This is a genomic window from Sporosalibacterium faouarense (assembly GCF_016765695.1).
GTDB classification, from domain to species: Bacteria; Bacillota; Clostridia; order Tissierellales; family VENL01; genus Sporosalibacterium; species Sporosalibacterium faouarense.
Genome location: NZ_JAETGO010000069.1, coordinates 121,183 through 148,115, shown reverse-complemented (window position 1 = coordinate 148,115; position 26,933 = coordinate 121,183). Strand labels below are relative to the sequence as shown.

25 protein-coding genes are annotated in these 26,933 nt (G+C 29.2%); 1 reads left to right on the top strand and 24 read right to left on the bottom strand.

The genetic code is table 11. The features are described from left to right. Positions 1-138 precede the first annotated feature (138 nt). Entirely contained in the window at positions 139-417 is a 279-nt protein-coding gene (locus JMO20_RS13975; protein WP_202710303.1) for a 2Fe-2S iron-sulfur cluster-binding protein, read from the bottom strand. 58 nt (positions 418-475) lie between these two features. Further along, the gene (locus JMO20_RS13970) at positions 476-1,033 is read right to left on the bottom strand and encodes a hypothetical protein (protein ID WP_202710302.1); all 558 of its coding nucleotides are present in this window, start codon (positions 1,031-1,033) and stop codon (positions 476-478) included. A gap of 192 nt (positions 1,034-1,225) precedes the next feature. On the opposite strand from JMO20_RS13970, the gene JMO20_RS13965 reads away from it, so the two are divergent. Further along, positions 1,226-3,334, top strand: a complete 2,109-nt coding sequence (locus tag JMO20_RS13965) for an ATP-dependent helicase (protein WP_341534034.1) — start codon at positions 1,226-1,228, stop codon at positions 3,332-3,334. A gap of 18 nt (positions 3,335-3,352) precedes the next feature. On the opposite strand, the gene lepB is transcribed toward JMO20_RS13965, so the two are convergent. From lepB to JMO20_RS13855, 22 genes are all read right to left on the bottom strand, one after another. Further along, positions 3,353-4,429, bottom strand: coding sequence for a signal peptidase I (gene lepB / locus JMO20_RS13960; RefSeq protein WP_202710301.1), 1,077 nt, complete (start codon positions 4,427-4,429; stop codon positions 3,353-3,355). Between the two features lie 89 nt (positions 4,430-4,518). After that, a complete protein-coding gene (locus tag JMO20_RS13955) occupies positions 4,519-5,523 on the bottom strand; it encodes a DUF6382 domain-containing protein (RefSeq protein WP_202710300.1) in 1,005 nt (334 codons plus the stop codon). A gap of 11 nt (positions 5,524-5,534) precedes the next feature. After that, positions 5,535-6,068, bottom strand: a complete 534-nt coding sequence (locus JMO20_RS13950) for a prepilin peptidase (protein WP_202710299.1) — start codon at positions 6,066-6,068, stop codon at positions 5,535-5,537. A 17-nt stretch (positions 6,069-6,085) separates the two neighbouring features. Further along, positions 6,086-6,985: a TadE family protein gene (locus tag JMO20_RS13945; RefSeq protein ID WP_202710298.1), complete on the bottom strand. Its 900-nt coding sequence runs from the start codon at positions 6,983-6,985 to the stop codon at positions 6,086-6,088. A gap of 12 nt (positions 6,986-6,997) precedes the next feature. Next, complete coding sequence (locus JMO20_RS13940) at positions 6,998-10,255, bottom strand: DUF5702 domain-containing protein (protein ID WP_202710297.1); 3,258 nt, start codon at positions 10,253-10,255, stop codon at positions 6,998-7,000. 37 nt (positions 10,256-10,292) lie between these two features. Then, a complete protein-coding gene (locus JMO20_RS13935) occupies positions 10,293-10,934 on the bottom strand; it encodes a TadE/TadG family type IV pilus assembly protein (protein WP_202710296.1) in 642 nt (213 codons plus the stop codon). A gap of 46 nt (positions 10,935-10,980) precedes the next feature. Further along, positions 10,981-11,208: a Flp1 family type IVb pilin gene (locus tag JMO20_RS13930; RefSeq protein ID WP_202710295.1), complete on the bottom strand. Its 228-nt coding sequence runs from the start codon at positions 11,206-11,208 to the stop codon at positions 10,981-10,983. An 18-nt stretch (positions 11,209-11,226) separates the two neighbouring features. Then, positions 11,227-12,090 (bottom strand): type II secretion system F family protein, encoded by an 864-nt coding sequence (locus JMO20_RS13925; RefSeq protein ID WP_202710294.1) that lies wholly within the window; start codon positions 12,088-12,090, stop codon positions 11,227-11,229. Positions 12,091-12,092: 2 nt separating this feature from the next. Beyond that, positions 12,093-13,028 carry a type II secretion system F family protein gene (locus JMO20_RS13920; RefSeq protein WP_243414743.1) on the bottom strand — a complete coding sequence of 312 codons (936 nt, stop codon included), beginning with the start codon at positions 13,026-13,028 and terminating at the stop codon, positions 12,093-12,095. A 9-nt stretch (positions 13,029-13,037) separates the two neighbouring features. Next, entirely contained in the window at positions 13,038-14,279 is a 1,242-nt protein-coding gene (locus JMO20_RS13915) for a TadA family conjugal transfer-associated ATPase (RefSeq protein WP_202710293.1), read from the bottom strand. Between the two features lie 17 nt (positions 14,280-14,296). Next, positions 14,297-15,409, bottom strand: a complete 1,113-nt coding sequence (locus JMO20_RS13910) for an AAA family ATPase (protein ID WP_202710292.1) — start codon at positions 15,407-15,409, stop codon at positions 14,297-14,299. A 227-nt stretch (positions 15,410-15,636) separates the two neighbouring features. Beyond that, entirely contained in the window at positions 15,637-18,075 is a 2,439-nt protein-coding gene (locus tag JMO20_RS13905) for a helicase C-terminal domain-containing protein (RefSeq protein WP_279380136.1), read from the bottom strand. Between the two features lie 52 nt (positions 18,076-18,127). After that, positions 18,128-19,216, bottom strand: a complete 1,089-nt coding sequence (locus tag JMO20_RS13900) for a GGDEF domain-containing protein (protein WP_202710291.1) — start codon at positions 19,214-19,216, stop codon at positions 18,128-18,130. 20 nt (positions 19,217-19,236) lie between these two features. Continuing rightward, the gene (locus JMO20_RS13895; protein WP_202710290.1) at positions 19,237-19,851 is read right to left on the bottom strand and encodes a GNAT family N-acetyltransferase; all 615 of its coding nucleotides are present in this window, start codon (positions 19,849-19,851) and stop codon (positions 19,237-19,239) included. A gap of 105 nt (positions 19,852-19,956) precedes the next feature. Next, positions 19,957-20,442: a GNAT family N-acetyltransferase gene (locus tag JMO20_RS13890; RefSeq protein ID WP_202710289.1), complete on the bottom strand. Its 486-nt coding sequence runs from the start codon at positions 20,440-20,442 to the stop codon at positions 19,957-19,959. Positions 20,443-20,569: 127 nt separating this feature from the next. Then, on the bottom strand, positions 20,570-21,316 hold the full coding sequence (locus JMO20_RS13885; RefSeq protein WP_202710288.1) for a class I SAM-dependent methyltransferase: 747 nt from the start codon (positions 21,314-21,316) through the stop codon (positions 20,570-20,572). Between the two features lie 100 nt (positions 21,317-21,416). After that, positions 21,417-22,274, bottom strand: a complete 858-nt coding sequence (locus JMO20_RS13880) for a GNAT family N-acetyltransferase (RefSeq protein ID WP_202710287.1) — start codon at positions 22,272-22,274, stop codon at positions 21,417-21,419. Between the two features lie 146 nt (positions 22,275-22,420). Further along, entirely contained in the window at positions 22,421-23,191 is a 771-nt protein-coding gene (locus JMO20_RS13875) for a nucleoside phosphorylase (protein ID WP_202710286.1), read from the bottom strand. Between the two features lie 31 nt (positions 23,192-23,222). Then, positions 23,223-23,768, bottom strand: a complete 546-nt coding sequence (locus tag JMO20_RS13870) for a GNAT family N-acetyltransferase (protein ID WP_202710285.1) — start codon at positions 23,766-23,768, stop codon at positions 23,223-23,225. A gap of 118 nt (positions 23,769-23,886) precedes the next feature. Further along, positions 23,887-24,909 carry an LD-carboxypeptidase gene (locus JMO20_RS20640; protein ID WP_202710284.1) on the bottom strand — a complete coding sequence of 341 codons (1,023 nt, stop codon included), beginning with the start codon at positions 24,907-24,909 and terminating at the stop codon, positions 23,887-23,889. A 26-nt stretch (positions 24,910-24,935) separates the two neighbouring features. Then, positions 24,936-25,475: a GNAT family N-acetyltransferase gene (locus tag JMO20_RS13860; RefSeq protein ID WP_202710283.1), complete on the bottom strand. Its 540-nt coding sequence runs from the start codon at positions 25,473-25,475 to the stop codon at positions 24,936-24,938. 383 nt (positions 25,476-25,858) lie between these two features. After that, positions 25,859-26,887: a DUF5700 domain-containing putative Zn-dependent protease gene (locus tag JMO20_RS13855; protein ID WP_202710282.1), complete on the bottom strand. Its 1,029-nt coding sequence runs from the start codon at positions 26,885-26,887 to the stop codon at positions 25,859-25,861. Positions 26,888-26,933: the final 46 nt, after the last annotated feature.

Here is a 26,933-nt window from a genome sequence, read left to right as displayed (position 1 = left end):
TCCACCTGAAGAGAAATCTTCTCTCCCACTTATAGAAGTGGGAGTCTTATCAAAAGATAAAAATAGAGAAGGAAAGAATACAACATTTTAAAGAATCATACACAAAAAAAAGGCTAAGAAGATTTCTTCTTAGCAAAATTAAATATCAACTGATATATTATAATAGGGGATAAAACTACATGCTAGCCTCCAATTGTTAGCTATTTGATCATCTGTTAATTTATTATATTCTTCAGCACTAACGTCTTGTGGATCATTTCCTTCAACAACCCTTACTCTACAACCACCACATAGGGCATTACCGCCACATGGTGAAGGTATTCTAATATCATTTTCTCTTGCAATTGCAAGAAGCGTATTTCCTGGGAAAACCTCAATAGTCTTACTGGATTTTAAAAATTTGATTGTTATATACATAATCTTTCCTCCTTGTCTTATTTTGCCCAAGGAGCAGGGAAAAATTATGGCTTATCCACTAGATCTCAATTTCTGCATCAATTATGGCTGCTAAAGATTCTGGTATCTCTTCCTCTTCATTAAATACAAAAAACTTAATTTGTTCTTTATTCATTCCCATATATAAATCAAGGAACTCTCCATGCTGTAAATGCTCAAGTATAAAGTCATTTATCAGTATGTACGCAGTATCATTCTCTATATCCTCATTAATCTTTGATATTATAACTGGAAACAATTCCGCTGCACTCATGTAGCCAGCTATAGATTTAACCTTCATAATATTAATTTCTTTTTCGTCCATATACCTAAATATATTTTCACTTTTCAGAAAATCATCAGCAGATAATTTAATATGATATCTTCTCTCAATTTCTCTTCTGTATCTAGAACTTTGATATCGGCTATATTTTCTAGGGGACCAAAAGGAGTCTAGAAGAAATACTTTAAAATCTTTTTCCGTTAGTTCCGTAATATATTCTCTAATGTAATGCTTAACCTTTGTCGAATTAGCTCCTTGAAATAATATATTTCTATTTAAAATATCTTCCCAATTAATAACTTCGTAGTTAGTCATTTCTTCACCTCCTAGAATCTAATATTAGTACTAGGTACTAATATATGATATTATATCATATAAAAAAATAAAATGAAAGGATTTTCCTAAAAATATTACATTCATGTAATATTTCTTCTTTTTAGATTACATATATCTAGCTTTTAATTTATGTTAAAATATGATTAGTAGTTTGTTTAAGGAGGCCATGTTGTGAGTAATTCATTTTCAGATATGCTTAAAAAAAATTTTAATATAGACCTTAATAAACAGCAAAAAGCCGCTGTTTCCCATAAAGATGGACCAGCAATAACTCTTGCTGTTCCTGGAGCAGGTAAGACCACTGTATTAATTTGCAGAACTGCTAATCTCATTTTAAATCATAATATATCACCTGATAATATCCTCTCTATAACTTTTAGTAAAGCTTCTGCTAGAGATATGAAAGAAAGATTTAATAAAGTTTTTGGTGATTTTATAAAGTATGATGTTAAATTCTCAACTATTCATAGTTTTGCTTATTTTGTTATTAATGAATATGCTCGATTAAAAGGTATAAATTTTAAGCTTATAGAAGGGAATAATACTAGTCTAAATAAAGTTAGGATTTTAAAAACTATTTTTCATGATGTTAATGGTGGGTATGTAAATGATGATAAACTAGAGGAGTTATTGAATACAATAGGATATGTGAAAAATAAGATGATTGATATATCCGATTATAGTAGTTATACTGTACCACAAATTAAAAATTTTAATATCATTTTTAATAAATATGAAGAATATAAACAGAGGAACAACCTAATAGATTTTGATGATATGTTGACCTTGACTCTAAGAATATTAAAAAGCAATCCCTATTTACTAGATAAGTATAGAAATAAGTACAGATACATACAGGTGGATGAAGGTCAAGATACTTCTAAAATTCAAAACGAAATTGTTAAGCTCCTCTGTGCCAATAACAACAATCTTTTTGTAGTGGCAGATGATGACCAAAGCATATATGGATTCAGAGGAGCTTCTCCTGAGGATTTACTGAAGTTTGAACAAAATTATCCTACTGCTAAGACCTTTTATATGGAAGAGAATTTTAGATCTACTAAAAATATTGTTTCAGTATGCAATAGCTTTATTAAAAGTAATAAATATAGATATGATAAAAACCTCTTTACTAGAAATGAAAACAAAAGACCTGTAACAATTGTGAAGACCCGTGACGAGCATAAACAATATGAATATATTATAAAGAAGTTAAAACAATCAGATGATCTCTCTGATTCGGCAATTCTATATAGGAATAACCTATCTTTTATTTCAATAGCTGAAAAACTAGATAAAAGTAATATTTCATTTTATGTAAGAGATTCTAAACTTCATTTTTTTAAACACTGGGTAGTTAATGATATCGTAAACTTTCTTAAATTAGCTTTAAATAACAATGATGTACAAGCTTTTGAAAATATTTATTATAAAATGAAGGGATATCTTTCTAAGGCTGCATTAAGATACGTGAAAGAACAGGATAATTCTATATCAGTCTTTGATAGACTAACAACTTATCCAGATTTTAGAAGTTTTCAGATAAAAAATATAAGCATACTTAAGAGAGATTTTAAAAAGCTAGTAAAAAAACGTCCTTTTGAAGCTATAAGATTTATCGAGAATAGCTTAGAGTATGGTAAACATCTAAAAGAATACTGTAAAAAAACAAGTTTCTCTTATGAAGGAACTAAAACCATATTATCTCATTTAAAAACTATAGCATCTGAATGCAACTCAATTATTGGATTCTTAACTAGACTGGATGAATTACAGGCTTTAATTAAAAATTCCACAGCTAAGAAAAATAATACAGTTACATTATCTACAATTCACTCGTCAAAAGGATTAGAGTTCAAAAATGTATTTATGATTGATTTAATTGATGGAGAGTTTCCATCCTTAGGTAGCATAGAAGCCTATGAATTTGGACAAGTTGAAGATCTTGAAGAAGAAAGGCGACTCTTTTATGTGGGTATGACCCGCGCTAAAGAATCCCTTGATCTTTTAGCTATAAATGAAAAAAATGAGGAAAAGGTCTTTATTTCTAGATTTATTAACGAATTAGAGTATATTATGAAAGAAAATGATGAAATCCCTTCTGAGTTTAGTGCTTGGATGAAGATTGGAATGATAATTAATCATAAGCGCTTTGGTATAGGAAGAATTATGGATATAGATGGTGATATAATCACCATTAAGTTTAAATCTATTGGAATAAAACAACTTTCATTAAATCTATGTATAGAAAAGGATTTACTAAAGGCAGCTAATAGCTAGCTGCCTTTTACATATAATCTATTTAAGTGTACTTAATTCATTAAAAGGCCAAAGTCTCACAGTTGCCTTTCCCTCAATATTTTCTCTAGAAATAAAACCTACAGTTACATCTCTACTATCTCTACTATTATTTCTATTATCTCCCATTACAAAATACATATTTTCAGGTATCTGCATTTTACCAAATCCATTGGCAGGAGTATTTACATCTACATAATCAGGACTCAATTCTTCACCATCTATATAGACTTTTCCCTTCTTTATTTCTACGGTCTCTCCTGGAAGTCCAATTACTCTTTTAATAAGACTTTTGTGATCAAGCTTATCTTGATTCTTCTTAATTATAACTATATCTCCACGATCAGGCTCTCCAAGTTTATAATCTAGCTTCCACATTATCAATACTTGGCCATTACTTAGAGTCGGCTCCATAGATGCTCCTACAACATAAACTGGTCTAAAAATAAAGGTCTTTAATAAAAACGCAATTATAAATGCTATAATTATAGTCTTTGCCCATGAAAAAATTTCTTGTTTAATACTACTACTCATAATTCTGCCTCCTAAATCTGTATTTAAGATATTAATTTGATAGATTTTAAATAAAGTTCCACAAACTATTCCATAGGAAAAATGAAATTTGCTTTTATTACTTTTATCAGCAAAATTTTCATATGGAAAAGCTTTCAAGGTTAAAAAGCTATTTTTTAAATAGTTCAACAGATACTTTATTCTACTTACTCCATTTTTCCTTAATATGATAAGCAAAAATGAAATTATTCCTCCAAATATAAATGAATATGCAATCGCAAATAGAATAAAGTTCCCTCCCATAATTGATCCAATGGCACTGAAGAGCTTAATATCTCCAGCCCCTAGCATTCTAAAAGCAAAGAGTATTAAAAGTAATACTAAAGGAACAATAACACCTATTAATGACTCCTTAAACCCTTCTATTCCATTAAACAATGTATTAGTAATTATACCAATACAAATAAATGGGTACACTATTTTATTACTTATTTTATATGTGCAAATATCACTCAATAACGCTAAAGTTAGGAGTACAATTACTTCAAAAAAATAAATATCCATGCGATTCTACACTCCTATTATATAATAATAGATTATCACTATTTGATATATATTGTCTAGCAAATTTATATATTTTACTTTTTTCTCAATCATCTACTAATTTTAAATATATTCTTTACTAGGATTACATCTAGGGATGTTATTATAATTATTAATCCAATATAGGTAGTTATAGAATCTTCATTTATTTTAAGAATAGTATCCTTTAATACTAATAGTGTAATAACAATTAAAATTTGTATTAAAAGTAGAATTCCAACCTTAAGCTTGTTATTTTTTAACCACTCATACCTATCAAAGAACTCCTCACTATTGTCTTCAATTCTCAATATATTTTTACCCTCTTTAGGATTCTCATCTTCCTGATCATAAACTACTTCTATATTATTAAAGGATGTTTCTAGAGAATCGTCGTTATCTAAAAGCGATTGGAACTGTGACTGTATTTCATACTCCTTACTAACCCAATTTTCTAGTTGATAATCTTCTTTTTCACTACTCTCTTTTAGTCCCTTGAGAAACTTATCAAATTTGTGTAGATTGAAGCTTTCACTATTTATAAAATCTAATATTTTCTGAATAAAATCATCTTTTTTTTCTTTATCAACTAAAGATACTGATAAAAAAATTTCTTTTAGAAATTCTTTAAGTCCATTTGAAGAATTTTTTATTTTATTAACTGGTAAGTATATCATTTCAGGCTTTAATGAATCACAACCAAGAAAAATCAAATCATTATTCAGAACAAAATTACTTTCATATAATAAATAATCTTTGCTTGCCACTAAAACATCAATTATTTTTTCAATTATTCTCAAAAGTTCGTCTCTACTAAACCTCTTATTCTCTAATATTTGTGATAAAGGCACCTTATCTTCGACTTCATATTTCATATAAAAGAGACTATTTTTTTGAATTATAGTTAGTGGAATGATTCCTTCTAAGGAATTCCTTTCTAGCATCTGAATTTGATAGTCCAATACTTGATAATCTACACTTATTTCTACAACTAAGTTATTAGATGTCAAATCATGATCAAAATAGACCTTGAATCTATCCTCTATTTTAAAATCCTTTAATAAGTTATTATTCATAATAACACTCCTTAAAAACAAACCGTAATTACAAATAGTGTTGAAAAATAAACGAAAGGAGCGAAGGGGATAGTTGTTTTTCTTGTAACCCTTCTGGCTATTAACATAATTAAACTAAATACCCCACTAATTATACTTGATATAAAAAGTATAAAAATAGCTCCTTGAAATCCTACAAAAATACCAATTAAAGCAAAAAGTTTGCAATCTCCCATCCCTAGAGCCCCTTTAGATATAAAAGAAATTATCCCTAATATTGTAAAGGGAAATAAAGCCCCTAGAATGGCATTATATATAGAAATATCTTGACATAATGTCATTGATACAATACCAAAAATGATTCCTAATATTATAAAATAATCTGGGATTAATTTCTTTTTAAAGTCTATAATAGCAATTATTGCTAATAAACCTAGAAGAAATGAATATCTTATAAATCCCATATTTACTCTATATTTAAAATACACTATCAGAATATTTATAAATAATAAGACTATATATATTAAACTTGTTCTTTTATCAAAACCTTTTAAGATTTCTTTCATCAAAACATCCCCTAAAATTAGTTATTCCCAATACAATGACTGCAGGGTCTATACTTTCCTTCAGCCAATACTTCACTTAATTTAACAGGAATCTTACTTTGTCTTAGGTGATAACAACCATCCTTATGATAACATTCTCCTGTTCTAGTTATATATACTATCGTTTCTTTTTTGAGACTTGGATTATTTCCTCCCATCCAAGCCCTCGTTGAAGCTCTTTGTATTATAGGTATGTCACCTATAAAATCTATTGGTAAAGGAAGATTTATTTTATAGGTAGCAATTATTTCTATTTCATTGTTTTCCTTTAAATATCTAGATTTACTTATGTCTATTCCATTTATTAAATCTAAGCCATTATCACTTTTAGTCACAATATTAAGTTTTTTCAACTTTTCTTCTAGACTACCATTGAAGGATGGTAATATATAATCCTCTATTTGCTTATTAGCGATTACATTTCCTACTTGATTTTTTATATAGTTTATTAGCTCAATTTTTCCAACTGTATCAAGATCTTCAATGACCTTTTCAATATTAAACTCTTTAATATTGCTTAATAATTTAAATAATAATTCTAGACTATTACTACTATGAGATTTTTTATTGATTACTCTTTTTATCTCTTCTGTTATTTTCTCTATTTCATCATGATCATCTTTTCTATTCCACACATTGGGATAATTTGTGCTTTCTTCTAACTTTTTCTCCATATCAAAGAAATCACTAGAGTAATATATATAGCTATAAGATGCAATATCATTGGCTGTTTCATCTATAGCATATTGAATTACCTCATGTGTGTGAACAATCCTAATAAAGAAACCTATAGTTAGAATTACACAGATAAAGAAAGGTAAAACAATCGATGCCTCTACGGTAAGAGAACCTTTGTTTTTAGATGAGTTATTAGACATTTACTATCACCCTCAATACCCCTTAAGAATCGAAAATTTAAATGAATAGTGTTTATTATCTTTAAAATTAAAATTGTCTTTCAAAAAATTTCTATTTATGAACATATATTTTATTGAAGCAATAATATCAGCCTTTAAATATGTATAGTAATCTGATAACTTAAAGGATTTTTCTTTCTCCTGCTGATTCAGCTCTATTAAGTCCATTATTCTACGAAGCTTTGTATTTTCAGGCTCTATCAAAAGCAGTAACCTTAGATAATCATAATAATTAAATCTTAAATTATAGCTATTCTTAGACATTTTTTTCAAAGTAGCTTTGCCTTCTTTTTTAATATAATTTTTCACTAATGGACTGTTGTCTATCTTTGATTCTAATCTCTCCTTTAGTTCTTTTTTTAAAGGATTAAGAGAATTGCTGATGACTTTTTTTATGCTTTCCGAAGTTTCCTTCTCAAATTTTCCAATCTGATTATTAACATTTTTTTTACCTTCATTTGATTTTTCTTTTAAAATTTCTTTAACATTGTATACCAAGCTATCTATATCAATTGTATCTTCTATCTCCTTTCTGACATCAGTGTCCGGTATCTTCTTTAATAAGATGTCCATTTTATCTCTAATATCTGATTCAAAATCTAAAAATAACTCATCACTATTTTTATCTACACTTATTAAAATTTTATTTATAGCTTCATTTATATAAGTAAAAATCATATCAACCATTTGATCTACAAAGGACAAAACCATATCTTCTGCTAGCTTTGACCCCTTATCTATCAGAACCTTTTTAGCAAAAGGTGCTATGCTTCCATATCCTAGTCTCCATTCTTCTTCATAGATTTTAAAGAATGGGACACTTTTTCCATCCATTAAGTAATTCATATCTATTAAAGATTCTAGTGAAGACCAACCGAAGATAATTATCGTTGTAATTATTGGAGTTAATAAAGGTATTGCTCCTGAAGCTAAAGTAGCTATTTCAGTGGCTATCTGCATTTTGTCTGGATTTGAATAAACGTGAATTAGGTTCATTGCAACTCTTATCATATAAATCTTGACCTGAGTACTTCTTACATTTGAAACATAGCTACTTTTTCCACTTAATATATACTCTATTTCACTATTTCCTCTTCTATCATCAAAATACGCATATCGTTCATATTTACTAAAATAGTCACTACTATTAACTGTATTCCCTTCTAATTGGGCTTTTTTATCAACAGTAGATCTAAAAGTTCCCATTATATATTCATCGATATATAAACTGTCTCGGAAGTCTACAGTTCCTTCCTTTATAACCTCACCTAATTTTGTTATTAATCCTAAAGAATTTTTTATTTGCTTTTTATCTGTTTCCTTAGATTCATTCCACTGGATATCGCTACTCTTATTTCCATTAGTGTCAGCTCCCTTTTCATCTGATTCATTAAATAAAGAATAGTATATATTATCAAAGGTATCCGGATTGTCCTTTTTTGAAGATGGTAGATTTTCAAACCTTTTCTTCTCACTATCATTAGAATTATTGTAATTTGATAAGAACTCTTTATTCTTAAACTTAGGAGCTATATTTTCTTCAGTACTTAGTTCTGAAATATCTCGTTTCTCCATAGCTTTTTTATAATTTTTTATGTTTTTAGGTATGTTTTTTTCTTCAAATTCAATATATTTTATATCATTTGAATACATATTAATGGATTCCATTGTCAGTAAGAATTCATCAGTAACTATCTCTTTTATTCTTTTATCGGAATCTAATTTATTGTTATTTCCTAATATTTTATCTATTCTAGATATTTCTTCACTAAACTTATCAGCATTCTTCCCAGCATAGTCAAGAATTTCAAAATTTGTAGCTACAGGAAAAGCAATTAAATCTATAACCTCTTGAAGTTGAGAAGTGTCTTGTATATAACTTATTCCCTCAACGATTTCCCTCAATTTCTCTATATAATTCTCTACATTTTTTTTCATATCTTCACTAATATTAGAATATTTAAACCTATCAGATCCATAATTATTTGAAATTGAATTACCGACAGTTCCCTTTAATCTATTCTTGTAATCTGACAAATCCTTTTTTATCTGTCTTTCAACCTCAATAATAATCTTATTTATATATTCTTCACTATTTACCGTTCCTTCAAAGATATTAAGAATAGATTGGGCATCTAAACTTTTCTTCATCAATCTAATTATAGATCCTTTAGCAGATTGATTGTATATTTTATACTCTTCAATATAGTTGTTTAAATCATTATTTACAGATTTAATATCATTAAAGATTTCTTTTCTTGCATTGAAAAACTCATTCAATTCTTTTTTATAACCCTTGAGCTTTAGACTATCTTTATCTATCTTATCTCTCAGCTTATCTTCATCTTGAACAAGCTTGTCCTTATTATTCTTTAAATTATTTAAATCTTTTTTTAGCGATTGAATTTCTTTTTTGTTCTCTTCATTATCTTCAAGTTTACCTATCTTAAGTTCTATTTCATTCAACTCACTAACTATATCCTCTATTTTTTCCTTTATTTCTTTTCGTTCTTTTTTAATATCATCTAAATATATTTCAGTCTCTCTAATTTCTTCTTTTTTAAAGGTAATTTCTTTATTGATTTTATTGTATTCTTCAGTTTTTTTTGTAATTTTAGATATACAATTATCTATAAAAAAGTTACTAAATGAATTAACCTTTTCCAGTTTCTTAGAAAGCTCTTCTTGCTCTTCTCCTAACTCTCTAAACGAGTCTTCAACCTCTATCTTTTTTTCTATTAAATTTGCAGTTTTAGATGATTTTTTTATGATTTCTAATTTTTCAAGAAAAGTTTCGATTAATTCTTTTGGGGCTCTATATTTCATAATCTCTAAAATTTCATCTTTTAGAACTTGATTTTGCTCCAAATCAAAGAAAGATTGAGAGTCACTGTCTATGGAAAAATCATAAATATCCACAAAATTTTCATTTATATCATATTCTTCTAATCCATCTTGAGGTCTTAAATTTCTTTTCATAAAATAGTCAATAATACTATTTATTTCTTCTAGATTGTTCCCTTTGAATGCAAAAAGCCCATATTGCTCTTTAAGATCACTTCTATAATTAGCTAGAATTGAATTAACTGAAGAATTTGCCGCTCTTTCCGCTTGAGATTTAGCAGTTATTATTCTGGCTGCATCAACCATAGATCCTGCTAGGATTATAATTACCAATAATATTATACTTAGAAAAACAGTTATTGCCCCTCTTTCCCCACTCTTTTTCAAAATATTTCACCACATTTCCAGAAATCTTTGGGATTTCTTATAAAAAGTTTAAAATCACTTTTTTTATTTTTTCCATCAAATTATTAAATTTATCCTCTGTTTCTATCTCTTCAATAGTACTAAAAACGAAATCAGTATTTCTAATAAATTCTGCAGTATCCTTTATGCTTGAATTAGCTTCTACTCTTATGTACATTCCTTCTCTTAAACCTAAGAGCCTTTTTATCTTATCAAAGGGTGTTGCAAGATTTTTCTCAATTTTTACTTGTAACGCATCATTCATTAGTCTTTTTTTAAATTCGACCTGTACAGTTGTATTTGATTGATTTTTTAGCATAATACTACTCTGCTTTCCTAATCTTTTTTTCACATAATTTTCAATAACTTCAATCTTTGTATCTCTATTATCATCATATATTCTCCAATAAAGGGATGGCTCTTCAAATTTCTCCATGGATACAATATCAATAAAATTCCCCTTGAATTCCAATGAACTACTCCAGCTAGATGCACCAAGCTCCACAGCCTTATTTGCAATTGTCTGTAAATAGGTCTGTTGATAAAGAGCAAAGCATATGTAAATAACTATAAAAATCACAAGAATCACTATTGGAAAGATAATAGATGCTTCGACCACTAAACTTCCACTTTTTTTATTATTTTCATTTGATTTTTCCACAGCATCCCTTCCTTTATCAGATAAAGTGCTATGTATTACCCATAGATTAATTGTTCATATTGTTTTCTATTGACTCATCTATCATATCCTTTGTGCTATTACTATCTAAACTATCTTCATTACCTAAAATACTAGCTAATATTTTCCCAACAAATTCAGTGATTTTTTCTCTAAATATCAAGGCAATTCCAACCATTATTGCTAAAATAAGTACTACTTCAACTATTCCAAGACCATCTTCTTCCTTTAAGAATCTTTTAAAAAGATTAAGCATACTTTTCACCTCCTTTAACTAAAAACCTCTCAACTGTAATAAAGCTGGTGCTACAGTTATTATCAAAATAGAAATAAACATTATTGCTATTGGTATTAATAGTTTAGTTGATGCCTCTTCACCCAATTGCTTTGCAGTATCCTTTCTCATCTCCCAACACTCATTTGCTTGTACTCGCAATATAGATGTTAATTCGTTGTTTCCCTTTTTAAGATTCTGTAGAATCACAGAGACAAATTTAGTTATCTCTGGCGTACGACATCTTTTTGCAAAATTTTCAAACGCTTCTCTTTCAGATTTACCTGAATTTATCTCTTGTACTACCACTTTAAGTTCCTTATACAAAGGTCTGTTGCTAACATTCTCTAAAGTCAATTTACTCCATGCCGAGGAAACATTCATTCCCGCATCTATTAAAAGGGTAAGTTTATTTATAAAATCAGGAAAATCAAGTCTAATAAGCAATTGCTTCTTTTTAATTCTGTTCATAAGGTCTTTATCCGTTCCATATATCAAAGTAGCTTCAACAATAATTGCCAAGAGTATATGGTTTTTTTCAATTTCTCCTATTCCTATACCAACAAGAAAAATAATCAGCAATGATATCATAATAGTAGATAGTTTATTTGCCCAATGTATAGCTAAGAATTTTCTTGCATTTCTCCTTCCATGTAGCTGAACTATACTCTGTAAAAGTTTTCTGTCGTGTTTAGAATCATATCTATAATTTAGCTTATCTAAAACATATAAATATCCAGGAATTAACCTTTTAAGAGGGTATTCTTTAGTTGAAATCAACTGCAATAAGCCATTATATCTTCCTCTAGAAAAAATGAAAAGTATAACCATGAATACTAAAATTAATATGAAAACCATTATCATTTTTACACCTCTATATCTATAATCTTTTTTGAAATTAGATATGAAATACTTAATAATAGGACAGCCACCGTCATCAGAAGTCTTCCTAAATTAGTCTTAAATACAATCTCCATATAATCTGGGGCGCTCCAAGAAATAAAGATAATCATAAGTATTGGAATAATAGATAATACTTTTTGTTCCAATTTTTTCTGAGCAACTAAAGTCTGGATTTCCTGTTTTATTCTCAACTTATCTCCTATTACATTAGAAGTATTATGAATAATAGCTACCATATTTCCACCAGTTCTTTTGGCAATAATAAAAACATCTACAAAACTAGTTATATCATCTAGATGGCTTCGATTAGCAAAATCTAATAGCGCATTCTCAATAGTTTCATTCATATCTAATTTACGCACTATATATTGAAATTCTACTATTATATAGGTATCCTGATTAGGATAAAGTATAGATAAATCTTTAATAGACTCCCTAAATGCTTCTTCAATTGACCTGCCAGCTGATAATGATGATGATAAAGCATATAGTCCTTCTTTAAACTGCAAATTAAGCTCCATTTTTTGCTTATTTATCAAATCTCTTTTTTTGATTCTAGGGTATAGAAGTCCAATAGGCATTAGTATAATGGACAGTATATAGCTTCTATAAAATACAAATCCAATTAGAAAAATCCCTATTGCAGCTAAAGTTGAATAATATACTTTTTCTTTTATTGTCATTGAATATTGATTATAATCAGTATTACCTTTTTGGTTATTGCTTTTAAGTTTACTGCCATTCTTTTCATCTTTGATTTTTTTAATTTTTTCATTACTCTTATTGGACTTCTTATTAAAAATATCAAGATTTGCCTTTTTTCTTTTTATTGCTTCCGTAACCCCTAAAACAATCACGGATACAGCACAGCCACAAACTACCAATAGAACCCAAATCATATTTACACCTCACAACTTATCAGGAATTCCTGCCGTATTAAACTTAAGTTTATTTCTCATTTCATTTTTAGTTCTTTTAAGGCTTCCTATAACTTTATTAGCAGTAGATAATTCTTTGTCTTCATCAAATACAAATAGTGGATTTAATCTAATTTCTCCATTTTCATATCCTAGAACCTCAGATATTTCTATTATTTTTCTAGATTTATCTCTAAGCTTTGCTAAATGAACTATGATGTCTATAGCAGAAGCTATTTGTTGTCTAATTGCAGCCAAGGGAATTGATGACCCACTTAACACCATTGTTTCAAGTCTACTTAACATATCATTAGTAGAGTTAGCATGACCAGTTGAAAGTGAACCATCATGACCTGTATTCATTGCTTGAAGCATATCTAATGCTTCTTTACCTCTAACCTCTCCTACAACAATTCTATCTGGACGCATTCTTAAGGATGTTTTTATTAAATCTCTAATAGTTACTTCCCCTTTGTTCTCAGTATTTGCATCTCTTGTTTCTAGACTTACAAGATTTTTGACATTAGTAATTCTTAATTCTGCTGAATCCTCGATAGTTATAATTCTTTCATCTTTAGGTATGAAGTTAGATAATACATTTAAAAACGTAGTCTTTCCAGAACTTGTCCCTCCTGAGATAAAGATATTATATCTAGCCTTTACCATCCTAGACAAGGCTTCAGCCCCTTCTTCACTAACAGAATGATTACTAATTAGTTCTTCCATGAAAAAAGGTTTATCAGGGAATTTCCTAATGGTTACAATGGGTCCATTTAATGCAATTGGCGAAAGAACGACATTTACTCTTGAACCATCCTTTAGTCGAGCATCTACAATAGGAGAAGATTCATTAACTGTTCTATTTACTTTAGATACTATAGATTGAATAACATCCTCTAACTTCTCTCTACTTTGAAATTTCTTTTCGGATTTATAAACCCTACCGTTTTTCTCTATAAAAACATCATTTGGTCCATTTATCATTATTTCAGTTACTTCATTATCATCTAGAATTGGTTGAAGAATATCTAATCGTCGCATATTATTAAATATTATGTTTATAATTTCCTTTTTCTCTCCAATACTTAAATAGTACTCTTTAGATTTTTCAAATACTGCTTCTCTAATTATTTCTTCAACCTCTTCATCGGTAAAATCCTTGCTAAAATCAATTTTCTTATCTATAATTTCTTTTATCTCTTCAATGAGTTTACTTTTATCCAAAGATTCCATCATATATCTCCTTAGTATCAAATAATTAGATCTACTAAATCCCACAACTTAGATGCAAATAAAGAATTTGGGTTTATCCTAACTCCATCTTCCTCTTTTAAGAACATATCCATGGATTTTGGAAGACTAAAGCTTAGACTTATATTTTTACTTTTTAGATCATCAAGAATTAATTTATTTTTAGGGTCATATTTATTAAGAATTACATTCGTCTTCTCCAAAATTCTCACATCTCTTCTTGAGGATATAATTTCAATATCCTTTATAAAACTATTTAGCTTTTCAATCGAAGTTTTATTTTGTTCTACGACCAAGAAAATTTCATTTGATTCTGCTAGTATTGAAAGATTTTGATCGTTTAAATCTGATGACATATCAATAACAATCACATCATACTGACTTAAATCCTTTAATTTCTCTAATAAAAGAGTAATTTCTTCTACAGATGATGACTTTAAGTCAATTGAGCTTTCAGGGGGAGCAAAAAAATGTATTTTATTAATAGAATCTCTATTAGCGATAGCTTCTATTTTTATAGATAAATTCTTCTTTTTTTCCTTCATATAGTAGATGACCTCTGAGAAACTTGTGGCTGAATCACAATTAAAGAATAGTGGTGTTGATTGCAAAGTCTCTAAATTTAAGTAAAACACTTTTTTTCCCCTATCAGATGCAATCATTGAGCTTCCAACAGCAATAGATGTTTTTCCAGCTCCACCATTGGGGGAAAATACTGAAATCACCTTTGTCTTATTCTCAAAGCTATCATTTATATTGGATAGTTCTAGATTACCTTCTGCAATTATATTAAATATGTTCTTTACAATTTTATTGCCTACCTGATATTTATAAATACTGTTTATATTGGAATCTTTATTTTTTTTGCTATTCTCCACAAGATTAATTAAAATTAAATCTTCTTGGCTATAAAATTCTTCACAATAAAATTCGTTGCTAAACAAGATAATATTTCTTATTCCATTGGATTTGTCAATATAATCGATTAGTAGTTTTTTTTCAGTGAATGTTACTATATTAAATTTTTCTGGATAATTACAGACTATATAGTTAGATAGTGCATCAACATAAGCTTCCTCTGAATCTGCTATCACTAAATTGAATTTTGACATAATTGTCACCTCAAAATATTAGTAAATTATTATACTTAGTAAATTGATTTATAGTAAACATATTTATAATGTTTCGACAGAGCATGTCAATTTCCTTCTTTTTTTGTAAATTTTACTATTTTTTTATTTTATTTTGGAGAATTTTCGCAAAAAAAGTAAAGTATCAATAGATATGTTAAAAATCCTCCATTGTTACTTTACTAATTTATAAACAATATTATTAAATTTTATATGTTCCAAAACGACTCTAGTTTTCGTTCCAAATCCTTTTCATTTCTTATATTCCTATACCCGTACCATTTATCAGGAAAAAGCTGCTGATAAGTTGAATACATAAATCTCTCATCGATTAATAAAATTATCCCTCTATCCTTCTCAGTACGTATAACTCGTCCAGCTGCCTGCAAGACTTTATTCATACCAGGATATGTATAAGAATACTCAAAACCCATACTATTCTTCTCATTAAAAAAATCCTTTATGATATTTCTCTCTAAACAGATCTTTGGTAATCCTACTCCTACAATGACTGCTCCTGAAAGTCTTTCACCTGTTAAATCAATTCCTTCTGAAAATATACCTCCTAAAACTGCAAATCCAATTAAGCTTTCTTTTGAATCTGGAATAAAATTATTTAGGAAGTCCTCCCTTTCCTCTTCACTCATCATAGAAGATTGCTTAATAGAAAAAATATTTGAATAATTTTCCCTAAATATATCATATACTTGATTCATATAAGCATAGGATGGAAAGAACACCATATAGTTCCCTACTTTTTGATTTGCAACTTTATAAATATAATCAGCAATTTTCGAATAGCTTTTTTCTCTATTCCTATATTTAGTGGAGACATTACTACTAATTAATAATCTCATATTTTCTTCTTTGAAAGGAGATGACAATGCCATTATATAATCATCCTCGTCACCACCTAAGGTATTTCTAAAATATTCTAGTGGCGTTAATGTAGCAGAAAAAAATATAGCAGACCTTCCCCTTTTGATTGCCTCCCTTAGTAAGTAAGATGGGTCAACACAAAACAACTTTATCTTAACATCCTTACTCTGCTGTTCTACATAAGTAACATACCTTTCATCATAGATCTCAGAAATTCTTAAAAAAGATAATATTTGAAAATAAAGCTCTAAAACTTTCTCATATCCTTCTACTCGTTCATTTGAAACAAGCCATTCTTCAGACTCTCTAATAAACTTTCTAAGTAGTGGATAAACTTCTTCCAGTTCTTTCTCCTGAATGTAATAACCTTCTTCATTACATTCTTTTTTTATTTTTAACATGAACGAGTTGATTTTATTTAAAGCTTTACTTATTCTTTTATTTTTATCCTTCATTATTCTTTTTGCTTCCAAAATATGCTCCTTATATAATTCAGATGAAAACATTTCCCTAGACCTATCTACTAAATTGTGAGCCTCGTCAATTAAGAAGGTATAGTCTCCATTATTATCAGAGAAAAAACGCTTTAAGTACACCCTTGGATCAAAAGCATAGTTATAATCACATATAACACAATCAGTCCAAATAGCTAAATCTAGCGAAAACTCAAAGGGACAAATTTTATGTTTTCTAGCATATTCTTCTACTTTTTCTCTTACTATCATATCCTCATTTTTTAATATATCTAAAATAGCTTCATTGGCTCTATTAAAATGACCCCGCGCGAATTCACAGTAATCAGGGTTACAATTTGATTCCTCTTTAAAGCAAATTTTATCCTTTGCTGTCAAAGTTATAGATTTAAATTTCAAATAATTATTGGACATAATTCTTATTGTATCTTCAGCAACTTGTCTAGTAATAGTTTTGGCAGTTAGATAAAATATCTTTGAGCTATGACCTTCTCCAATGGCTTTTATTGCAGGAAAAAGGGTAGATATGGTTTTTCCTATACCAGTTGGTGCTTGAGCAAATAATCTTTTCTCCTCAGAAACTGTTCTATATACAGCAACTGCTAGCTTTCGTTGACCCTTTCTATATTTACTAAATGGAAATTCCAATTCTTTTATAGATTTATTTCTTATAAATGTCCATTCATTTGTTAGTTTAGCCCAAACTAGATATTTTTCGATTAAATCATAAAAAAACTCTTCCAATTCTCCAAAGCTATAATCCTTATGAATTCTTTTAATATCTTCAGTCTCCAATTGAAAATATGTTAGTTGTATTTTTATATTTTCTAGATTATTATCCTTAGAATATATATATCCATAACACTTGGCTTGAGCCCAATGAAGAGGATTATACTCTTCATCTATAGTGTCCAATGATCTTGTGGTACTCTTAATCTCATCAATTATTACACTCTCATCTTCTTCAATGATTATTCCATCGGCCCTACCTTCTACTCTAAAATCAAAGCCTCCATATTGAAATTTATACTTTAAATGAACCTCAGAATTATAATTGTCATCACTTGCTTTTTGGACCTTTTGATGGGCCTTAGTGCCTTCTACAGCCCTACTGCTTCCCATAAATCTAGAATCTAAATCTCCCGAACGAAGTATAAACTCAACTAGATTTCTAACTGATATTTTAATTTGTTCTCTTTCTCCCATATTTATCAATCCTTGCATAGTTATATAGAATTTTATTTTCAATAATCTTATTATATCAAACAAACGTTCTAATCCAAACATATATTTCATTTTAAAAATTAAATACGATACTAAAACCCTAGTATCGTATTTTTATAGTATACTATTCTATAACTCCTACACTATTCTTTCCTGAATGCTTAGCCTTATATAAACCTTCATCGGCTTGTTTAATTAAACGATCCTTACTAGAAGCAGTTTCAGGATAGCTTGCAACACCTAAAGATACAGTTATTTGTATCCTAGTTCCGTCTGGAATTACAAAGTTAAATTTTTCAACGTTTTTTCTAATTTTCTCAGCTAATTCTATTCCTTCTTTCAAACTATTGTCCTGAAGTAAAATACTAAACTCTTCTCCTCCAACTCTATACACTGGTTTATCATATTGACAAGACTCTCTCAAAACATTGGAAAGTTGCTGAAGTATTGAATCACCTGCAGGGTGTCCATATGTATCATTTACTTGCTTAAAATTATCAATATCTAAAATTATATGAGTAAGTATCCCCCTGTTTGTTTTCGAATTCTCCATCATACCATTTAATGATATATCAAATTCTCTTACATTATTTAGTCCAGTTAAAAAATCTTTTTTTGCTTGTATCCTTAGTTTTCTAAATAGTTTATTAGATTCAATAACATATTTTAATAAATTATAGGTCATAATTCCAACAAATATCGATACTATTAAAAACAGAAAGATTCTTAGTAGATAATCGCTAGTTTTGCTAGTAAATACATTAAGATTTAATGTAACAACTATTATCGAGTAAATATTCATCCACAGCCATTGCTTCCATCCTTCCTCCATTAACTCTTTAATTACATTACATCCTAATGTAATAGAAATGACGCTTATAACTGCTACAAGGGATGATGTAGTTACTCCAAAATGAGTCAATCTAAAAATACAAATTACTAGAGTTGTCATTAATGAAGGGTAAAATCCAGTCAGATAAACAATAATTATTATTGCAATATGTCTTAAATCTAAAATAGTACTTGTATCAGTAACTTGGATACCAAATATCATAAGAATGCAACCTAATATTCCACATCCTAATGCAGTTGCTATTCGCTTTTTAAGAATAGTTTTGCCATTTAGGGGAGCATCTTTAAAAAACTGACTTCCTACTGTAATAAAGGATATTAATATAGTAGTATTTATAAAAAGACTTTTTATCATATACATGATTGTACCTCCATATATCTTCAATATTTATCTCTATTTTTGTACTCCATCTCATAAAAACTACTTTCCCCAGATAGAGTCTCCTTCACAGTCCTACCAATTACTTTAAAACCACAGTTCCTATAACATTTAATTGCTCTTTCATTAAAATCCCTTACTACTAGTCTTATATTAGAATCGCCATATCTCTTTTTACTTTCTTTAATTACTAATTTCATAAAATCATATCCTAAACCTTTACCACATAATGATGGCTTTAGCCCTAGTCCAACTATAACATCTTTATCAAATTTCATCCTAAAGAATCCACAAATTTCATTATGCTCATTAAAAACTCCAACAAATTCTTTCTCTCTTTTTTTATATTGTGATATTCCAATTTTACCCGTTTTTGCTATTTCCCAATCAGGCAAGTTATATACTGAATATATTCCATCATATTTCCAGCTACAGATTTCCTTTGCACATTTTTCAGTTAAAGAACCTATTTTAAATTTAATAATCTCACCCCTATTTAATATTAATTGAACCTTTTCCCACTTAAAGTATATCCTATACCTTACTTTAATTATCGGTCTGGGAATACATTTTCGAAAAATGAAATTCTTCTCGTGAATACAATAAAAAAGCTCCAAATAAACATATTGATATATGATTATTTAGAGCATAATTAAAATTAATATCCTCATATAGAAAATTTTAGTTTATCTTAGAATTATTGTCAATAACTCCAAGACTTTTTATAGTTTATATTCCATCCTATGGAATTTAGAATTTCCAGTAGGAGTTTTTCTAATATATGTTTCAACAGTTTTAAATCCACATTTTCGATAGACCTTATAGGCTCTTTTATTCCATGTCAATACTTCTAAGTCAATATTACCGGAAGAACATCTTTTTTTTGATTCATTTATTATCAGATTTACAAAATATTCTCCTATGCCTTTCCCACATATGTCTGGTTTTAAACCTAATCCAATTCTAGTTGTATTTTCTTTTGGATAAGAAAATCCAGCAAATCCTAAAATTTGATGGTTTTGATCATATAGTCCTAAAAAGTTTTTGTCTCTCTCTAAAGGATTAGTCATGGGTTCTCCTTTCTCTATCATCTCCTCCCAAGACCAACTGCTGTAAACTTCATATGGACTTTCATACTTCCATGTACAGGTTTCCTTTGCGGCTTCTTCTGTTAATTTTCCTAATTTAAAGCTATATTCAACTTTCATATTATTTCTCCTAATTATCATTTAGTCGACTGTCACGAAGACAAACAACGGTGGTTTCCTTATCACAAATTATCTGAAATTACCTGTTCACAAATAAGGAATTTCATCTCTTATTTTAATCTACTTATTACGAAGATTCTACTATCCAAAACCTACATTCTCCAGAAAACTCTTTAACCTCTTCACTTTCTTGAAATAATTCTGATCTATAAAAATCATCTATGTATTTTAATCCAGCCTTCTCTATAGAGTTAAGCACCTCTCCTCTATCAGGTATATGAATAAATATATCTCTAGACTCATTCCTTGAAGTTGTTAGCCTATCTCCATATTCATAAAGTCTGAAGTCTTGATTCTCATTTTCCCATAGTTCCTTCTCATGTATCCAAAACTCCTCAAACTCTTTATCAGCATCTCTATCATGAGTTGTAAATATAAAAATTCCTCCAGGCCTTAAAATCCTCTTAACTTCCTTCAATGCAAGTATTCTATTTTCAATCATAGGTATTTGCATAATTCCATTAAAAGAAAATATAGCATTATCAAAGGAATTATCTTTAAATGGAAGATCCGTCGCATCTCCTTCAACAAAGCCAATGTTAAATCCTAATTTATCATTGAGACGATTAGCCTCAGTTATCATATATGGAGATAAATCTAACCCAGTAATATTGGTAAAACCCTCTCCATACAACCCAAAAGTTGTTCTCCCTGTGCCACACCCTATATCTAAAATCAAACTATCCTTTCTTAAATATTTATTAAATGCGAATTTTTCCGATTCCCATAACCCGATTTTTATTGTGGCATTACTATAATTGCTAATTGCTTCTATAAAGGAATTTTTCACGAACTCCTTATCTACCTTTGACATCAATTTATCACTTCCCCTACTATTTTTTACAAAGTTAGTTTTAGATTTTTTGTTCTATCTATTTAAATAAGGTGATTGTATGATATGTAACTTGCTCTATTTACTTAAAGTTATAGACGATAGAGTCTACAATAGGCTTATACCCAATATTCATATAAATACTATTCGATATTGAATTTGATAAATCAGTATATAAACTACAATATTTGTATCCTTCATCTAATAGCATCTGACTAAAAGTAGCCACACTTGTGGTTGCATACCCTTTTCCCCTATGTTCCTTAGGTGTAAAAACATAGCTAATTACTATACCATTTTTAGTTGGTCTAGTCTTTCCAACCATAGAAACTGGCTTCTCATCTTCCCATATATATAGTTTCTTATTTTTAATATGATCCTTAGCTTTATTTATTAACTCTTCCTCTGATAATTCTACATCGACAGCTTCAATATTAAAGTCTCCCATCCATTTTGCAATTAATTCTATATCTTTTAAAGTCGCTTTACGAAGCTTTCCAGAGGATTTCTTAATAGAATTAACTTTATCAAGTCTATAAATTCTCTGATCCATATGAACTTTTATTATACAGTTATTCGTTTCTGCCCATTGCTTTGCAAATTCATTAGCAATATCTTTAACACCTATGACTCCTGGAACTTCTATATTATGAGTTATAAGGAATTCTATTGCCTCCTTAATGCTTTCTCCTATCTGATTTCCTACTCCACTCACAATAATGTTATTTGGTGGCGTCATTATTGTAATTAAATTAATATTATCTTTTCCGTCCCTTACTAAACCAAGAAAAGCCTTCTCTTTATCTTCAAAGCTTTCAGGATTATTAGATATTCCATTAATAATTCCCAAAGGAAGATTATTTTCAACTTCATTCTTTAGTAATAACTTTTCTGTTGTTTTTTCAAACTCAGATATTGAATCATATTTCTCAAATCTCATTTTTCCCCCCCTAATTATATTAAATTTTATACCAAACTAATTACTTGATGAAATTGCATAATTACAAATTAAATATAATCTTGCATAAAATTTTAATATGCAATTTTCTCACTTATATCTAAATCTTATATTAATCAAGATTCCACCTATATCTTTGTACATATCTCCATAGATAGATCAACTAAATTTCTTCGAATATCCTTTCTACTATTCCAGCTTCTATTATCCCAATTCTCTCCACTTAAGTCATCTCCACCATAAAGTATCTGAGCCAGCTCGACTTCTCTAAATTTTGCAACTGCAAATAATGACGCTGCTTCCATTTCAACTGTTAAACAACCCTCTGAAACACGTAATTTCACCTTTTCTTTTGTCTCTCTAAAAAATGCATCAGTTGTCCATGTCTTTGCTTTTAAATATTTAATGCCTTTTTCTTCAAGTTCATTTTCTAAAATCTTAATCAACCTATCATTTGCCTCAACCTCACGTGAAGGTTCAACGTAATGATAGGATACTCCTTCATCTCTAACTGCTGAAGTTGGAATTATAAGGTTACCTACAGCAATGTCCTTCTGTAGGACTCCCGCTCCACCACACACTATAAACTTCTTGCATCCTAATGCGATTAATTGCTCTAATATTCCTGCTGATCCTGCTCCTCCAACAACTCCTAATGTAAGGGCAACTCTCTTTCCATCATATATAGTTTCATAAACTGGAGTATCTACTGTCTCTGAACGAAAAGATGCAATCTCTTTTAACTCTCCTTGTTTATTCTTATATTCAATGACATCCCTAAAGAATGTTATAACACAAGATTCTGGAATATCTATTGGTTCAATATGCTCCTTTGGTTCTATATATGACTTTCTACATGGATCAAATTCTAATATTGGATATTCCTTTTTTTCAAACATAATACTCCCATTTATAAATTATATTTAATAATTATAAAAATAAAGCCATTTCATATGAATTCTTATAACTTCCATTCTTTAACACTTTATCCTTTAGAAGTTTTCCTTCTACTTCAAATCCCATTTTATTATACAAATTGATAGCTCTACGATTAGATGTATCCACTTTAAGTGAGATTTTTATTAGTCTTTTTGTTTTTCCCCAGTTAATAACTGTTTCCATTAGCTTAGTTCCTATTCCTAGCCCCCAGAAATCTTCTTGTAAAGCTATTCCTAAAGTACCTTTATGCCTCTCTCTTTTTAAAGCACTTATCTTTAAAGTACATGAACCTGCTATCTTGCCATTTACTTCGGTGATAATAAATGCTTCATTATCTGAAGATAGGCTCGACGATATAAATTTCTCTTCTTCTTCTATAGTTAAATCAAATTCCTCTGGTTCTCTAAGTAAAAATGTAGTTTCTTCATGGATCTTATGTACATGTTTCAATAGTTCCTCCGCATCTTCTATTCTTGCACTTCTTATAATAATATTGTTATTACCTTTTATGTATTGAGTTTCCTTTATACTTACCATCAAAATCCCCCCTATAAATATCACTTTTAATCATTCTAAAATTACAAATTATCTAAATACTGTAGCCACTAGAATAAAAACTCCTAAAGAATTTTATATGCACTTCCTCCATATGAGACTATCTTAAAACCTGATGAATTTTCCCTGCACCGTTTTCATATTCAACAGTTCCAAAAGCTCCATTTATTATTGTAATTTGAGGAGGAAGATGACCAATATCTACATCATATATTACAGGTATACTTAAAGACTCTAGAGAGCTTTTTAATGCATCTTTAAAATCAAAATCTCCCATGTCTACTTCTCCAGCTGGTCTACCAATCAATACTCCTGAACAGTTATCAAACCATCCATTCATTTTTATCTGCCATACCGTTCTATATATATCTCCAGCATTCATTTCACAGCTTTCAAAATACCATACTATCTTGTCATCCTTATACTTAGTGATATAATCTGTAACTTTATCATAGGGAGTCCCGATTAATTTACAAATAACATCTAGACATCCCCCTATCAATCTCCCACTAAATTTAATCTCTTCATCTGCCTTCCATAGACTTTTCCATTCAACTCTTTCTGTAAGCTGATAAGGTACAAATGGGTCCTTTTGCACATTTCCCCAGCTTTTCTGATATGATTCCAGATTAACTTGAGAAAAGCCTTTAGTACTCATCAAGATATTTATAGCTTCCATAACTGATGGATCAACTGGTTCGGCACCGAAGTCACTAAGGTTTGGTCCATGAACTGTAGCCATGTCACAATTAGTTGTTAATACAAAATTTAAAGTACTAGTATCTGAGAATCCCATAATCCACTTTGATTCGAGATTCCTTAGTTCCTCAATATCTAAGTATGGTAGCATATCCATAAGAAACTCTCCACCCCAGGGTGGTATTATAGCATTTATATTTTTATTTCTATAAAGTTCCATAAATTCAATTGCCCTTGTTTCTGGATCAGCGCTAACAAATTTATTATTTTTTCTTAGAGATTCAGTTTCTACAACCTTAAATCCTAAGTTTTCAAGCCTCTTAATTGCATTATCTATTCTTTTATTGAATACTCCTGTTACCCCACTTGACGGTGCTGTTACTCCAATAGTATCGCCCTTTATTAGTGCCTTTGGATACCTCACTAATTTCACCTCCCAACTTCAATATATTAATTATTATTACTAAAATACTCATCTCTTAGTATTCCCATAATAACTTCATCATGATATTCTCCATTCCTAAAAATTCTTTGTCTAAGTCTTCCTTCCTCAACAAATCTGTTTTTTCTATACGATTTAATAGCCCTCTCATTAAAACTGTATACATTAAGTTGTACCTTATTCATATTCATTTCATTAAAAATAAAGTCTAGTAATATCTTCATTGCATCTGTTCCATATCCCTTTCCTCGATAATCAGAGTGTCCAATAAATATACCTACAATGGCCACACTATTTTTCCAATCAACAGTATTTACACCACATCCTCCGATATAAATACCCTTTTCTAAATCTTCAATAGCAAAATTATAAGTGTCCTTCATTTCTTTTTGATTTTCATACCAAGCCTTTTCCCTTTGCAAAGTCATTGGATATGGAATTCCTGGAGTTAAATTTTTAATAACGTCTGGATCATTCATATACTCATAAGCTAGTTGTACGTCCTCTTCCTTGATTCCTCTTAACTTAACTTTTTTACCTAATAACATGATAATACCCTCCCCTAGAATTATTTGATTACCTTTAACCCATACTTAAAACACCGATAAAAGAATTAATAATAAATTATTATTACACTATTTTAGTATTTAGAGTCTTTTTGTTTGAATATAAGAAAAAAAGACTCCACAGTAGATTCCAAATGGAACCTACCGCTAGAGTCTTTTATACCCACGGTGTACTGTTTTACAGCTGCTTCCCTCGGACCAGACAGTTAAAAACTCGGAACCCTAGAAGCACTCCCATAGTTCAAAAGTAAATTATTTTTTATATATTAACATCAGCTGTTTATCCTGTCAATAGAATTTAAAAAATCGAATTGTTAAAAAAATGTAATTTTTAAATTATATAATAACCCATATATAATTATTCATTAAATCATATATTCTTCTTTTCCTATCTTTGTAACTGCCATATTATACACTTCGGGGAACTCACTTAGATCTTCTAAAATTTCAAAAACCTTAGCTCTGCCAAATACATCATGTATGACTCCCCATATGTCATTCCCAAAGGCATACCATCTCCCTTGCTTAAGCTTAGGTGGTTCATTTTGTTCTTGATCTTTTGTATGAAAATTCATCCAATATTCTTGAATTATCTTCATAACTCCTTCTTGACTAGTGATTTCTCCCATTCTCATTTTATTAATATGCTCTTTAAATACCTTAAAGTTTTCATCAAATTCATCATTTAAATAGTTCCAAGTAAAGCTATCCAATCCAATATTTTTTTCTCCATCATAAATACTGTTAGATAACTTACCTTGAGCATTATTACAATACTTTACTGCTAATCCTTCTCCAGCAAAGTATAAGTAAAAAAGTTCTTCAGGTGAAAAATTAGCAATTTTTGAGTTATCGAAAATACTATTCATTCCTATGTGATGAATTTCATGAGCTAGACAAGCTTTAAATTCTTCTACAGAAGAATTCTTTATCATTTGAATAAAATCATAGTGACTATTATTCTCATAAACCCAACCATAGCTCATTCCAATACTTATAGTGAAAATAAAATTTAGTTCATGCAAATTTACATTTTCTGGTAGGCCTTTAAGGGCATGATTTGTCTGTTCCATGAACATTTCTTCTGAAAAATCCTTTAGCTTTTTACATTCCTTCTCATATAGGTCAAGGTTATCAAATAGGTACTTAAAATGGTCGTAATGAACTTTAAAATCTTTGTTAGTTATTTCTTCATATTCAAGATTTGGAAAGTTTGAGAAGAAATTAATAAATTCTTTTCTAGAAACTCTACCTTTATATCGTTGAAACTCTACTTGATAATCATCATGATCCAATAGCTTTTCTAATCTACTAATTTCTAATTTCCCCTCCTTAACCTGCCTACATAAATTTAACATCTCATCAATTGTATCAAATCTAATGTTAATCTTCATAATGATTCCCCCTGTTTATTTTATTAAAATAATTATATCATTTTTC

Excerpts from the sequence above, each read along its gene's own strand:
- JMO20_RS13950 (WP_202710299.1), bottom strand. The coding sequence starts at position 6,068 with ATGAAAGAAATCTTAAAAGGTTTTGATAAAAGAACAAGTTTAATATAT.
- JMO20_RS13890 (WP_202710289.1), bottom strand. The coding sequence starts at position 20,442 with ATGAAAGTTGAATATAGCTTTAAATTAGGAAAATTAACAGAAGAAGCC.
- lepB (WP_202710301.1), bottom strand. The coding sequence starts at position 4,429 with ATGGATATTTATTTTTTTGAAGTAATTGTACTCCTAACTTTAGCGTTA.
- JMO20_RS13925 (WP_202710294.1), bottom strand. The coding sequence starts at position 12,090 with ATGATAATGGTTTTCATATTAATTTTAGTATTCATGGTTATACTTTTC.
- JMO20_RS13945 (WP_202710298.1), bottom strand. The coding sequence starts at position 6,985 with ATGTCTAATAACTCATCTAAAAACAAAGGTTCTCTTACCGTAGAGGCA.
- JMO20_RS13930 (WP_202710295.1), bottom strand. The coding sequence starts at position 11,208 with ATGCTTAATCTTTTTAAAAGATTCTTAAAGGAAGAAGATGGTCTTGGA.
- JMO20_RS13970 (WP_202710302.1), bottom strand. The coding sequence starts at position 1,033 with ATGACTAACTACGAAGTTATTAATTGGGAAGATATTTTAAATAGAAAT.
- JMO20_RS13870 (WP_202710285.1), bottom strand. The coding sequence starts at position 23,768 with ATGGTAAGTATAAAGGAAACTCAATACATAAAAGGTAATAACAATATT.
- JMO20_RS13975 (WP_202710303.1), bottom strand. The coding sequence starts at position 417 with ATGTATATAACAATCAAATTTTTAAAATCCAGTAAGACTATTGAGGTT.
- JMO20_RS13880 (WP_202710287.1), bottom strand. The coding sequence starts at position 22,274 with ATGAGATTTGAGAAATATGATTCAATATCTGAGTTTGAAAAAACAACA.
- JMO20_RS13955 (WP_202710300.1), bottom strand. The coding sequence starts at position 5,523 with ATGAATAATAACTTATTAAAGGATTTTAAAATAGAGGATAGATTCAAG.
- JMO20_RS13855 (WP_202710282.1), bottom strand. The coding sequence starts at position 26,887 with ATGAAGATTAACATTAGATTTGATACAATTGATGAGATGTTAAATTTA.
- JMO20_RS13885 (WP_202710288.1), bottom strand. The coding sequence starts at position 21,316 with ATGTCAAAGGTAGATAAGGAGTTCGTGAAAAATTCCTTTATAGAAGCA.
- JMO20_RS13910 (WP_202710292.1), bottom strand. The coding sequence starts at position 15,409 with ATGTCAAAATTCAATTTAGTGATAGCAGATTCAGAGGAAGCTTATGTT.
- JMO20_RS13875 (WP_202710286.1), bottom strand. The coding sequence starts at position 23,191 with ATGTTTGAAAAAAAGGAATATCCAATATTAGAATTTGATCCATGTAGA.
- JMO20_RS13915 (WP_202710293.1), bottom strand. The coding sequence starts at position 14,279 with ATGGAATCTTTGGATAAAAGTAAACTCATTGAAGAGATAAAAGAAATT.
- JMO20_RS13860 (WP_202710283.1), bottom strand. The coding sequence starts at position 25,475 with ATGTTATTAGGTAAAAAAGTTAAGTTAAGAGGAATCAAGGAAGAGGAC.
- JMO20_RS13905 (WP_279380136.1), bottom strand. The coding sequence starts at position 18,075 with ATGAAATATATGTTTGGATTAGAACGTTTGTTTGATATAATAAGATTA.
- JMO20_RS13900 (WP_202710291.1), bottom strand. The coding sequence starts at position 19,216 with ATGTATATGATAAAAAGTCTTTTTATAAATACTACTATATTAATATCC.
- JMO20_RS13920 (WP_243414743.1), bottom strand. The coding sequence starts at position 13,028 with ATGATTTGGGTTCTATTGGTAGTTTGTGGCTGTGCTGTATCCGTGATT.